This window comes from Pseudoalteromonas sp. MMG007 (assembly GCF_018100985.1).
GTDB lineage: Bacteria > Pseudomonadota > Gammaproteobacteria > Enterobacterales > Alteromonadaceae > Pseudoalteromonas.
Genome location: NZ_JAGJEI010000003.1, coordinates 185,570 through 199,193, shown reverse-complemented (window position 1 = coordinate 199,193; position 13,624 = coordinate 185,570). Strand labels below are relative to the sequence as shown.

Sequence of the window (13,624 nt, the reverse complement as noted above, 5' to 3'; positions counted from 1 at the left end):
AATAGCTTAAAACGTGTAACGGGCACCAATTGAGTAGCGTGGGCCGTACTGATTAGCAAATAAAAATTGCTCTTCGTAACGGCCGTAGCCTTCTTCGGTTGCATTATTTAAGTTTATACCATCAAAAAATACAGTTACGTTTTCGTTTACATCGTAGTTAACGCTCATATCCCATTGACCGTAGGCTTTAGCATATTGCGGTGGTGCATCAGCTGAGCCTTGTGCTTGGCCAACACCAATTAAGTACGCGTCGCGCCATGCGTAAGTAATCTTAACCGATAGGCCGTCTTTTTCGTAAAAGCCTTGGAAGTTAGCAGAGTCACTTAAACCTGTAAGCGGCGCTTGTTGATCAAGGCTTTCGCTATCAAATTCAACGTCGCCATCTACAAATGTTGCGTTAACACCTACACCAAAACCAGTTTCGCCAATTAAGTGCTGAACAGCTACTTCAAAACCATCTACCGATTTACTGTCGGTGTTTTGTGGCTGGCTTATGTTCCATACCATAAGTGGGTCATCGCTATTTGGCTCAATGACGCCATTCGCATTGCCGTAACCACTGGCAATCATTTGTGCAAAAATAGCGTCGGTAGTTGCTTGCTCACCACGTGATTCAATATCGCTTACGGCTTGTAAGTAACGAGGGCCGTTTAAAATATCGTGCAAGCCATCAATAGTAGTTTGCGTAATGGTGGTTTGAATAAAGTTATCAACGTCTTTTTTAAAGTAACCAACAGATGCGTAGCTGCCTTCCGCGTAGTAATACTCAAGCGATAAATCAAGGTTTGTTGATTCAAACGGCAATAAGTTTGTATTACCTTGGCTACCTGTGCGAGAACCTGGTTTTGGGCTGCCTGTTAAGCTGCGGCCACCGGCTAAATCACCTAGTGGTGCGCGCGACATAGTTTTACCCCAAGAAACACGGGCCACTACGTCTTCGGTTAAATCAACACTTACGTCGATTGAAGGCAGTAAAACATCGTAATCACCTTGTTGCTCTAAGAAGTTATCTTCACCGCCGGCTGCATATTGCATGATCCACTCAGAAGCGCTGATCCAATTAACTTGATCTTCAACGCGTTGACGTACAGTGCTGGTTACGTCTGTTTGTTCGTAGCGTAGGCCTGCATTTACTTTTATGTAGTAGTTACTTACGTCAAACTCCCAGCTTGATTGAACATAAAAGCTGTTTGTGATTTCTTCTACGTAGCTTTCGCTATCAATACCATCCATGTAAGCATTAGCTGCGTATGCATCTGAGCCTGTTACATCTGCTGTTAAATAAGCAATTTGGCGTGCTACTGCTTCATCGAAGTCATACGTGTAGTAGTAATTAGGTTGTAAGTCGCTACCACCGCCAGCAAATTGGTCTAAAAGGCCCGAGGTATCGTGGCGAGTAAACATGCTATCTGGGAATATTTCTGTGTATGATGGGTTAAAACCAGGGCCACCTACTAAACCACTCCATGCAGTGTATCCACCGGTGTTTTGCTCAGTACGTGATGCGCCAAATTTAACCTTAACTAGGCCAATGTCATAACTTTCGTTGTACCACGTAGTATGTAGTTGTAACTGTTCAATGTTTGACTCACCCGGTGAGTGAGTAAACTGACTAAAGTTCGAATCAATTTCGCCAGGCGTTAGTTCACTTGTGCCGTTTAACCAGTTAACTTGAGCACTTGGAATATCGCCTGTGCGGTAATCGTAAATTTTATTAGCAAGCTGATCTGAGCCCAAAATCACTTGGCCGGTACTGCCTAGCCCGTTGTCGGCGCCGTTATCAGTTTCGTTTTTAGAGTCATGGTAATCAAGCTCTACGTGCCACGTGTCGTTAATTTCCCAATCTAGGTTTAACCCAATTGAGCGTGCTTTTACTTCTGTAGTGCCTTTATTGGCTGTAAACGAGGCATCGTTACCGCTAATGTCGGCATAAACAGCTGTACCATTTTCATCAAGCTCATAGCCGTTAATATTGCTACCAAAGTCATTCCAAATACCCCAACCAATACTTTCAGAACCCGTTACTGCTTTACTCGCTGTGTAATCAAGTGTGGCTACAAAGCCATCTACCGGTGCAAACTGAAAAGTAACTTGGCCGTTTGTACGTTCACGCTCTACATCTTCAATAGCGTAGTTCATGTCTTTAGGGAAATAGTAGTTGCCTGATGGGTCTGTGCGGTTATCAACCACGTTGCTGCTATCTAATTCAGGTAAATCTACATTGGCTTGCCAACCTTGAATATTGGCACTTTGTTTTTGAAAGTCGCGCTCTTGGTGCGAAAAAGAAAAACCAAAACCAAATCTGTCATCTGCAAATGTGTTGCTGTAAACAGCAGAAAGCTCTGGGGTTACATCATCACCGGCTTCGTTAGACGAGTCATGATTAGCTTTAATAGTTGCTGAAAAATTTTGGCCAGGCTTTTGAAAAGGGCGCGCGGTAGAGATATTAACAGTAGCACCTAAACCGCCGCTTGGCACATCAGCGCGTGCTGTTTTAAATACTTCTAGTGCACTTACACCCTCAGATGCAATGTTTTCAAGGTTGTACGAGCGCGTATAACCAGTACCTGGCATTTGGCGGCCGTTTAGCGTAATTAAGTTAAACTCTGGGCCAAAACCACGTACTGTAATTTGGCTTCCTTCACCGTTAGCGCGACTTACCGATACACCGGTAATACGTTGAAGAGACTCTGCTAAGTTAGTGTCTGGAAATTTACCCATTTCTTCAGCCGAAATGGCATCTACCACGCCTGATGAATCGCGTTTCATATCCATAGAACGAATAAGTGAACCACGAATACCTTTTACTTCAATAACTTCTACATCAGATGAAACGCCTGTGTCTGCTTCGGCGGCAATAGCTGTATTTAACGTGCTCGCAGCAATGATAAGAGACACAGAAGCCGCAAGTTGGCTCTTTTTAAAATTGAATGTGTTCATAATAGCTCTGCTTTATAAAATGTTGTCAAGAGAGTAGGTGCTGTGTGAGCACCTATATTTGTCAGTTAAAAATGGGTTAAGGATTAGCAATAGTAACATTATCAACGCGGTAAACTGCGCCTGCACCTAATCCCCAACCAGGAAATATCATTAATACATCTATCGCACTTACATCTAAACCAGCAGTCGATAAATCAGAAAGTGTATAAGTATATGTTTGCCACTCATTTAAAACAGGAGCTACGCCTTGCATACTAGCAGTTAATTCTACCTCCACCGCAGAGTCACCTTCGTTTGATTCAACTTTGAAAAACCATGGAGCATCGGGTGTGCTTGGCATACTTGTAACTTTCATGTCGAACGTAATTTGACCAACGGTTAAAATAGAGCTGGCATCAAAAGTTTCACCACTTCCGCCTTCAGACGAACGGCTATTAAAGCCCATTACAGTAGGTGTATCATTAATAGAAAACTCAGCTGTTACACCATGGTCTTCATCATCCATTACTTCCACTGGCGTAGAGCCACTACAGCAATCCCACATTGGCCAATCTACGTTTTGCGTGTCAGAAAAGATATCAAGTTCAGGGAAGTCTTGCGTAATTTTTACATCGTCAACTCTATAAACAGCGCCGTTACCCGTTCCCCATGTAGGGAATATCATCACTACATCAATAGCGCTAATATCTAAATTTGCTGCCACTAGATCTGATAATTTAAACGTATAAGTTTGCCACTGGCCCACAACTGGCGCTAAGCCTTCAACACTTTGTGTAATAGGTAACTCGGCAGCAGTTGCGGTATCTCCAGCGCTTTCTAACTTTATAACCCAAGTAGAGTTTGGATCCGCTGGAGCACTCATTACTTTCATCTTAAACTGAAAGTATCCTTCTGCTAGAAGTGGTGTTGCATCAAAAGGAGAGGCGACACCTGACTCATCAATAATATTCTCAGTTCTTGAAATGAAGCCATTAACAGTCGGGTTTTCCCCTACATTAAATTCAACTGTATTGCCTTGTTGTTCATCAACAACAAGTGCTGGTGTTGAACCTCCGCAACAATCCCATGCAGGCCAGTTAATATTAAAAGAATTACCAAATATGGTTAATGGAGTAACACCACCGGCAATAGGTACTGGCGCTTCACCCTCTAGTAGAGCATCGTCTAGGCTGTCGTAACCTGGGCGAATAGTTTCGCATCCTCTACCGGTATCTGGGTTTGATGCACATTGATAAACGCGCACGTAGTCAATTGCAAACGTTTGGCCGTTTGTAAATGCGCTAGCATCTACGCCTAACTCGTTTACGTTTTCAGGCCAGTCGCCGCCTACTGCTAAGTTTAATAGTAGGTGAAAGTCTTTATCATAAGGAGCGCTATCCCAATGGGTTTCAAGCTCGCCAGAACCTTGTTCAAAGTACTCGGCAAACCAACCGCGATGCTTCAAACCCGCCGCTTCGCCTTTGGAATTATATAATACTTCTGATTGGCGCTGCGTTGCATATAGATAACCATTTACGTACCAACGAATTTCACCTTCTTGCCATTCAATAGCGTAGGTATGAAAGTCATCGGCTGGGTTAGTATCTTCAGGAAATTTGTACTCTTTTCCAGTGTAGCTGTTATCTGGCCATGCACGACCGTAATGCAATGTGCCGTGAATGCTAGATTCAATACCGCCATCTTCATCAGCAGTTTTAAGGTTTACAGACTCTAATACATCAATTTCGCCTGAGCGTGGCCATGTACCGTATTCTTCATCTGTTGGCAGCATCCAAAATGCTGGCCAGCTTCCTTGACCCGAAGGTAGCTTTGCACGTACTTCAAAGCGGCCATAAGTAAAATCAGCATTATAACGAGTATTTAAGCGTGCAGAGGTGTATGGCTTTTCAGCGCCTTCTGTCGCTGGTAGGGCTACAATGTTTAACACACCGTCTTGAATAAAAGCGTTTTCTTCGCTGTCGGTGTAACATTGTTTTTCGTTATTACCACCGCCGTCGCAATTTAGTTCATAGTTCCATTTATTAGTATCAATAGCAGAGCCGTCAAACTCGTCGCTCCATACCATTTGCCAATCTGAAACAGGCTCAGAAGCGTCAATATTTTCAAAATTAGATGTTGTGGCAGAGTCGCCACCACAGCCTGCTAAGGATGCCAAAGAAATAGCAGCTAGTAAGCGAGCAATGTGTGTTTTTTGTATGTTCATAGCTGAACCCCGTTTTCACAGATTATTGTCAGAATGTGTTTGTACTTATTTTAATAACCGTTTTTGCATTGTAAGCGCTTACATTTTTCATGTGTTTTGTAAGCGCTTACAAATGATATTGTGCAGTGCGTTAATGGTCAACATATTTGTTTATTTTATTTACATTTAGTTTACGGTAAGACCAGTTTACCAATTGAGCTATTCATAAAAATAACACTATATATTAATAGATTAAGCTCATTTAAAAAGTCTTTAAAGTGGTGTTTTTAACGGTTTTCTTAACTGTGTATGAAAGAATGTATTAATTTAATGATTAGGCATGCATTAAAAAACCTCTTAAAACTAGCTTGCTTTTTAGCCAAGCCAGTTACAAACGTTATCTGCTATTTGTTTTTAAAAGGCATAATGAGCAATCCCCAAAGGGAGGCGTTTTGTTTTTGGCTTGGGTATTCTTTTAAGCCAATATCGATGTCGTTATCGGCTTTTTGCGCTTTATTTTTGTAACTACCAAACAGTTTATCCCACCAAATAACACTAAATCCATAGTTAGAATTGGTTTCGCTCACGCGTTGGCTGTGGTGAATTCGGTGTAATATTTGGGTCATTAATATTAATCGAAGAGGCTTTTCTATTGCATTTGGCAAGCGAATATTTGCATGGTTAAACAGCGCTAAACCGTTAAGTGCAATTTCAAATATTAATACTGCAATAGCAGGTACACCTAAAGCGGTAACGGCAATTAATTTTATAAGTATGCTGAGTACAATTTCGATAGGGTGAAACCGCAAGCCTGTGCTGGTATCTACGTGCGCATCGGCGTGATGCACGCGGTGCAAGCGCCACAAAATCGGTACTTGATGAAACAGCCGGTGCTGCCAATAAATAAGTATATCAAGCAGTAGCATGCTTAAAATAATGGCGACGATACTTGGTATGGCTATTTGGTTAAATAAACCGATACCGTGCTCTTGGTTAAAAAGCGCTACGGCGGTTAAACCGATTGGTACACTTAAGCGCGCAATTAATGATGAGGTAAACACAAGTCCAAAATTAGCAAACCATCGGGTGTTACTTTTTATAGGGGATTTACGTGCGGGCATTCGTGATTCTAGTAGCATCATAATAACCAAAATGCTAAAAAAGAACCCTAAACGCCACCAAATCTCATGACTCATTGGCTTGTGTAACCTTATCGGCTTCTTGGAGTTTAAGCGTGTTATAACCACCATGTATACGTGTAAAAATAGTAATAGCGCATGCAGTGGCAAAAATACTTGCCATGATGGTAAAGTGCTGCGGCCAAATACAAAAGGCAATAAACAGCGCGATGGTTTCTGTGCCTTCGGTTAAGCCATTTAAATAGTAAAAGCTTTTGTATTTAAATTGAGGTTTATCAAGCTTAAATTTTTCGGCTGCAATGGCAAAGGCTAAAAAGCTTGAGCCAGTGCCTATAAAGGTAGCTAATAATATGCTACCTGCAATCGCGTTTTGCTCGGGGTTTGCCAAAATAAAGCCTAGCGGAATTGCCGCGTAAAATAAAAAGTCGAGGGTAATATCTAAAAAACCGCCAGCGCTTGAACTTAAATTTGCATGACGTGCCAATGCGCCATCAAGCCCATCTAAAATACGATTTAAAGCAATAGCAGTTAACGCTGCATACCACATTTCAAATGCAATTAGTGGTACGGCTAAAAGGCCTATTAAAAAACCTATTACAGTGAGTTGGTCGGGGGTTATACCGCGCCTGTGCATTAACGCTACAACGGGTGTTAATAGTGGCTTTATAACTGGGGTGATGTATTTGTCTAGCATGCTTAGTGCCTTGTGCTTTTACTTATTTGGCTAAATTTAAGGTGATCAGTTTGCCGTTTGCAGCCTCTGCATCGCTATGATCGTGGGTGACCATAATAGCAGGCAGTTTATGCTCGCGTATTTGGCTAAATACCAGTTCGCGGGTATCTACTCTTAATTGTGTGTCGAGCTTACTAAATGGCTCATCAAGTAATATGGCTTTTGGCTCGCTCAATAGCATACGCAGTAAAGCAACGCGGGCTTGTTGCCCCCCTGAGAGATTGTCGGGGTGGCGGTTTGCCATCCCTTTTAAACCTACTTGCTCAAGCGCATGGTCTATTTTTTCGAGGCGCTGTTTTTTATTGCCTTTAGGCATGGCAAAGGCAATGTTACCGCTTACCGACAAATGAGAAAATAATAACGCGTCTTGGTAAAGTACGCCTATGTGACGTAAATGAGTAGGTAAGTTATTAATATTTTTGCCGTTGAGCCACACTTCACCATTTGCGCTAAAGCCGCTGGGTAATGTGCCTGTAAGCCAGTTTAATAAACTTGATTTACCACTGCCAGATGGCCCCATAATGGTGAGTATTTCGCCGCCTTTTACTTGCTCGTTTAAGCTAAGTAATTGCTCGTTTTGACGATAAAGCTCACAATTTTTAATCTCTAAAGATGACTGCATTAAAAACCTTTTAATTTATGGGTTAGCGTTGTGCGCTTTTAAAAAAATACTTAGGTAAAACCCATGCCAGTATAAAGCCAATTAATGGCAATGCCATTTGCATAATGGCATACACTGCACTGGTGCGCCTACTTGCGCCATTTGCAAGGGTAACCGCTTCGGTTGTAATTGTTGCTATGCGCCCGCCGCCGGCTAAAAGAGTCGGTAAGTACTGGCCAAAGCTAATGGCTAAACCAAGTGCTATGGCGATTAAGATAGGGGCAAATAACTGGGGTAATTTAACGTGCAAAAATACTTTGTATGGTGTTGCGCCAAGGCTTGCTGCTACATGAGCAAAGCGAGGATCTAGGCGCCTATAACTGCTCGCAAGCGATAAAAATACATAAGGTAATACAAACAATAAATGGGTAAATACCACATTAAAAAATGCGGCCTGGTTATTTACTAGTTGTTGCAGCCACACTAGACCGAATAAAAACGCAATACTTGGTACAAGCAGCGGTAAATAAATAATTAAACTGGTAAAGCGCGACATGGGTTTTGCACTTAATTGCTCTGACTCTAAGCACAAAAGCGTAATTATAATGGCAAACAACGTTGTTACTAACCCTATAGCAAGGGTATTAAAAAGCGGGCTTTGCATTTGCATTAGCGCGCTTTTAAAGTGAAGTAGCGTAAGCTGCTCAGGCAAAGCCGCCGGAAAGCGCCAAAAACCAGCGACAGACCACATAATCAAGCCAATTAACGAGAGCAATATAAAGCCAATTACAAATACTGTAAGGACGGTCGTTATTTTTTGCCAATAAATGCCGCCGTATTCTCGCTCGCCATTGGTGAGCAAATCATTAAATAATGCTTTTATCGCTTTTTCGCCGCCAAGCCAAAATGCTAACAATCCAGCAGTAAGCAAAAGCTGCAATAACGCCCCAGCAGACGCTTTAATGCGCAGGTTTAAATCAACGTCGTTAAACCAGTGCATAATCGCAACAGCAAGCGTTGGCGGGGTGTTTGGTCCCAAAATAAGAGGCATTTCTACACTTGCACTGGCATAAGCCAATACGGCTAAAATGGGTAGGCGCAGCAATGGATAAAGGCTTGGCAATATTACTTTTAAAAAAGCAGTCATAGGGCAGTAGCCTAAGTTAAGCGCTACTTTATGTTGCTGGCGCAGCTTTTTACCAAGCTCAGGTTGAGCAAGTACACCGAGTGCCATTAGCAGTAAAAAAGGCAGTTCTTTAAGTGTTAACCCTAAAATTATACTAATGCCAAACGAGTCGTGCGGAAACATACCGTTAGGCGCAAGTTCCCAACCACTTAACCACGGCGATACTAAACGTGAAATCATACCTGAAGGAGCAATTAAAAAACCAACTGCGATAGCCGCTGCTGCGTGGGGGATTACAAGTATGGGACTCAATAAGCGCTGAATACGGTTAAGCCACGGGCTATTAAAAAATGCCGCTAAAATCATTAACGTAATGACAAAGGCAAGTAAGGTACTTATTAATCCGGTGCCAACACTTAGCATAACCATATGTGTTAGGCCGGGTGTTTGTACAAGCATAGTAAAGCCATGTAGGCCAAATGTTGTGTGCTCAAGTACGGGTGCATAGCCAAAAGCGGGCAATAACACGCTGATTAAACCGCCTATTACGGGCAAAATTAGCAATGCAAGTAAAAAACGTGGGCTCAATTTTACAATGCGCGTAAACATATCAGTGCTGCAATGCGATGTTGCTTTAGTATTTACAGCTACACTTTTTGAAATAACGCTCATTGGCTTACTCCATAGCGCGCTTGCCAACCTTGCATAATAGCATTTACCCAACTTGGGTGCGGCTCACTCAATGTGCGTTTTATACTGTTAAAAGGCAAAGCACTTGGATGAGGTTTGGCTGTTTTAAATAATGCTTGCTGCTGCGTATTTAAAGTTGATTGAATAAGTACTGTTTTATCGCCCCATATGTGCGCTTGTTGTTTTTGAGCTTGCGCCTCTGGGCTTAATAAAAAGTTAGCTACTATTTGAGCACTTTGCTGGTGGCTTGCATTATAAGGAATGGCTACAAAGTGGGTGTTACTTAAACTGCCATCTTGCATTGCATAGCTGCGAATGCTTTTTGGTAAATCATAACGCTTAACTGCGGCCGGTACTTCGGGTGCTGAAAACGTAAACGCTATGCTTAGCTCTGTGTCGCCGACTAAACGGCGCATTTGCGCACCACTTTGCATGAAATGGCTGCCATCGCGCCAAAGTGTTGGGTGCAGTTTATTTAAAAAATCCCATAATGGGTTTAATACTTGGGCTGTATTTTGTGTTGTAGCAGGCTGATTTAACTGCGCTTTAAGTGTGTCATCACTTTGTTGATGTAGCATGACAAGCGCGTATTTTAAAAAGCTCATGCCTAAAAAGTCAGGCGGTTTGGGGTAGCTAAAACGCCCCGGATTTTTTGTGCTCCAGCTAAGCAATTGGTTTAAGGTTGTTGGTAGCGTGTTATTTACTGTGCCATCTATTGCTAAGCTGTCGTAGTAAAAAGTGAGTGATGCTTGGCCCCAAGGTGCTTCCATTCCGTTGGTGGGTATTCCAAAATCAAAATTAACAGCGGGGTTATTGCTAGGGTCGGTGTAGTTAAAATTTGGCAGTTTATTCGCCCATTGTTTTAGTAATAATGAGTGCTCGCTCATGGTGGCAAAGTTAGCACCGTTTATCCAAATTAAATCTACGCTGCCTTTATCGTTATTGTTTGCTGATTTTTCGGCCAGAACGCGGCTTACAGCTTCGCTGGTATCGCTTAGCTTTACGTGTACTAAGTTAATGTTGTATCTAGCTTTTACTTGTTTAGCAGCCCATTGAATATACGCGTTTATTTGCGCATCGCCGCCCCAAGCATAAAAATATACGCTTTGGTCTTTGCCTAGGCTTTCAACGTGTTGCCAACGGCTTTGTAGCTCTGTGCTCGCTATGCTTTTAAAGCTTATAACAAGGCAAATGCAAAACGCGATACAGCATAAACTGTATCGCGTGAGTATTTGCCAATATTTAGTGGCGTGCATTTAAATCCCAGTCGTAATCTAAAAACTTAACCTTCATGTCGTTATTTTTAAGGGCTTTTAGCTGTGCAGGGATCAAGTTAAGTGCTTTAGGGTATTGCATAAAAAACTGCTGCAATGTGTTTGCGCCTTTAAAGCCTTTTTCAAAATCCTCGCCATACCATTTAAATATTGAAGACACATTCAACGTGTTATCTTGCGCTATATTGCGGGTCATATCTGATAAAAAGCGGACTGTTTGCTCTTGTAATTGTGCTTCTAATGTATCAGCAGTATACGCTTCTTCACGTAGTGCTGGGCAACCAATACTTGCACAATTTACTGCAAAGTGAATACGTGGGTCGTTGTATTTACCACTGCCACGTATTAAACCATGCTCTATATCATCTAGACTGCGAGTTTCACCAAGTAATGGCACAAACTCTTTGCTCCATGGTGAGCTAAAAAAGCTGCCTAAATCTTTAATTGATTTAAGATCTGGGTACTTGGTTAATATAAGCTCAACAGTAAAGGCATTATACGCATTGATTAAAAACGCAAGTTGCTTTGGTTTTTCCCACGTATCAAACTCGTTTTGCGTAACAGCCGATAACGAATCTAAATAGGTTTTAAGTTCACTGTGCTTAGCTTTAATTGCTGCATAATCAACCTCTGTGCTGTGGCCATGGTTAATAGCCACTACATGGTTGTTTAATAAAGCATTCCAGCTGTCGTGCATGTTTTGGGCATTGCTCGCAAACGATGTTGCAAGCAAAGCAGAACCTAACAAGAGCGCTTTTAAAGGTGTTTTAAACATATTAGCCTCTGCGCCATGTGTGGTATTTTTCAAGCATGTTAAGTACTTTTTCAGGTGCGTGCGCACGTTTCCACTCGCCTGCTGCGTACTTATTACCTTCAGCCCACGTAGGGTAGCTGTGAATAGTACCTAGTATTTTGTTAAGGCCTAAACCGTGTTTCATTGCCAGTACAAATTCAGCAATTAAATCGCCAGCGTGCTCAGATACCACAGTAACACCGAGTATTTTGTCTTTACCTTTAGGGGTAATTACTTTTATAAAGCCTTTTGTTGCGCTGTCGGTAATGGCGCGGTCTAGCTCTTCAAATTCAAAGCGAGTGATTTCATAATCGATACCTTTATCAATAGCATCTTGCTCGTTTAAGCCTACACGTGCTACTTCAGGGTCTATAAATGTAGTCCATGGAATAACACGGTAATCGACTTTAAACTTTTTAAGGTTACCAAATAAGCCATTTACTGCTGCGTACCAGCCCTGATGAGCGGCTACGTGCGTAAATTGATACGGGCCTACAATATCGCCTGCTGCAAAAATGTTAGGGTAAAGCGTTTCTAGGTATTCGTTAGTGACTACAGTTCGGTTGGTTTCTATGCCAAGCTCTTCAAGGCCGTAACCTTTAAGGCGAGCGCTTCGGCCAACGGCACATAGTAGTTCATCGTATTCAATATCGATTTCGGTATCGTTATGTTTTACCACAATGAATTTTTTACCGTCGCGCTCTTCACAGCGCAGTGCCTGATGCGAGGTTAAAATGTTTACGCCGCTTTCGGTTAGCGCTTCATGTGCAAATTTAGATACTTCTAGGTCTTCTTTGATCATGATGCGTTCGCTCATCTCGATTTGCGTAACGCTTGAACCTAAACGGGCAAAACTTTGAGCAAGTTCGCTACCAATTGGGCCGCCGCCAAGTACAACCAGTTTTTTAGGGGCTTCATCAAGCTCAGCAAATTTAGTCCATAACGTATCGCTTGTTACATAGCCTGTTTCTTCAATACCAGGAAGTGGTGGTACAAATGGGCGTGCGCCGGTTGCAATAACAATCGTGCGAGCGGTTAACGTTTGCGTGCCGCCATCGTTAAGTTTAATTTCTACAGTCCACGGGTCTAATAACTTCCCGTAGCCTTTAACTACATCTACACCAAGGTTTGTGTAACGCTCAACGCTATCGTGTGGTGCTACGTCGGCAATCACTTGATGTACACGTGCCATTACTTTTTTAAACGAAAACTGCGGTGCCATGTTTTCTAGGCCGTAGTGTTCACCGTGGCGAATTTGCTCAGCAATTTTAGCGCTTTTAATAACGGCTTTACTTGGCACACAACCGTAGTTTAAACAGTCGCCGCCCATTTCGCCGGCTTCAATTAGGGTTACTTTGGCTTTAACCGCTGCTGCAATGTAGCTTGTTACTAAGCCGCCAGCTCCAGCGCCAATAACAATCATGTTGCGGTCGAACTTTTTAGGTTTAGTGTAATTTTTGTATACGCGACGTTTTTTAAACACGTTTAGGATTCCTTTAGCAATAAATGGGAACACACCCAATAAAGCGAACGATAAAATAAGATCGAGCGATAAGATGCCTGATAAGCTTTCAATTTGCGCAAGTTGCGTACCTGCGTTTACAAATACAAATGTACCCGCCAGCATGCCTACTTGGCTTACCCAGTAAAAGGTCCATGCTTTAATTGCGGTTACACCCATCAATAAGTTAATTAAAAAGAACGGAAATACTGGCACTAGCCTAAGTGTAAATAGGTAAAAGCCACCTTCTTTTTCAACGCCTGCGTCAATAGCGTCTAAACGCTCAGGGAAACGTTGTTTAATTGTATCGCGCAGTAAATAACGCGATACTAAAAAGGCAAGCGTAGCACCTACAGTCGAGGCAAAAGAGGCTACAAGTAAGCCTTCAACTAAGCCAAATAATGCACCTGCGGCCAGTGTTAATATTGCCGCGCCCGGTAACGAGAGAGCTGTTACTACTACGTACAGTAAAAAGAAGAAACCAAAAACCAATAATGGTGATTGCTCTTTATATTGGTTAAATTGCTCCATAGAGCCTTTTAAGCCTTCAAGTGTAAGTAGCTGATGTAAATTAAAGTGAAAGAACATGCCTATTACGACCGCTGCAATCAATATCAAAAATAGTTTTTTTATCATGTTCTCTCT

At 42.2% G+C, this 13,624-nt stretch carries 9 protein-coding genes; all 9 read right to left on the bottom strand.

The genetic code is table 11. The features are described 5' to 3' along the window. Positions 1-6: 6 nt before the first annotated feature. Positions 7-2,940 (bottom strand): TonB-dependent receptor, encoded by a 2,934-nt coding sequence (locus J8L71_RS06425; RefSeq protein WP_210999812.1) that lies wholly within the window; start codon positions 2,938-2,940, stop codon positions 7-9. 76 nt (positions 2,941-3,016) lie between these two features. Further along, entirely contained in the window at positions 3,017-5,143 is a 2,127-nt protein-coding gene (locus tag J8L71_RS06420; RefSeq protein ID WP_210999811.1) for a glycoside hydrolase family 16 protein, read from the bottom strand. A gap of 383 nt (positions 5,144-5,526) precedes the next feature. Next, on the bottom strand, positions 5,527-6,318 hold the full coding sequence (locus J8L71_RS06415; RefSeq protein WP_210999810.1) for a sterol desaturase family protein: 792 nt from the start codon (positions 6,316-6,318) through the stop codon (positions 5,527-5,529). Further along, complete coding sequence (locus J8L71_RS06410; RefSeq protein WP_210999809.1) at positions 6,308-6,955, bottom strand: CDP-alcohol phosphatidyltransferase family protein; 648 nt, start codon at positions 6,953-6,955, stop codon at positions 6,308-6,310. Before J8L71_RS06410 ends, J8L71_RS06415 begins: the two co-directional genes overlap by 11 nt. A 22-nt stretch (positions 6,956-6,977) precedes the next feature. Next, positions 6,978-7,616: an ATP-binding cassette domain-containing protein gene (locus J8L71_RS06405; protein WP_210999808.1), complete on the bottom strand. Its 639-nt coding sequence runs from the start codon at positions 7,614-7,616 to the stop codon at positions 6,978-6,980. A gap of 22 nt (positions 7,617-7,638) precedes the next feature. Then, the gene (locus J8L71_RS06400) at positions 7,639-9,393 is read right to left on the bottom strand and encodes an ABC transporter permease subunit (protein ID WP_210999807.1); all 1,755 of its coding nucleotides are present in this window, start codon (positions 9,391-9,393) and stop codon (positions 7,639-7,641) included. Beyond that, positions 9,390-10,667 (bottom strand): ABC transporter substrate-binding protein, encoded by a 1,278-nt coding sequence (locus J8L71_RS06395; RefSeq protein ID WP_210999806.1) that lies wholly within the window; start codon positions 10,665-10,667, stop codon positions 9,390-9,392. The genes J8L71_RS06400 and J8L71_RS06395 overlap by 4 nt, the downstream gene beginning before the upstream one ends. After that, positions 10,654-11,460 (bottom strand): DUF547 domain-containing protein, encoded by an 807-nt coding sequence (locus J8L71_RS06390; RefSeq protein ID WP_210999805.1) that lies wholly within the window; start codon positions 11,458-11,460, stop codon positions 10,654-10,656. Before J8L71_RS06390 ends, J8L71_RS06395 begins: the two co-directional genes overlap by 14 nt. Before the next feature lies 1 nt (position 11,461). Beyond that, positions 11,462-13,615 (bottom strand): bifunctional TVP38/TMEM64 family protein/FAD-dependent oxidoreductase, encoded by a 2,154-nt coding sequence (locus tag J8L71_RS06385; protein WP_210999804.1) that lies wholly within the window; start codon positions 13,613-13,615, stop codon positions 11,462-11,464. Positions 13,616-13,624: the final 9 nt, after the last annotated feature.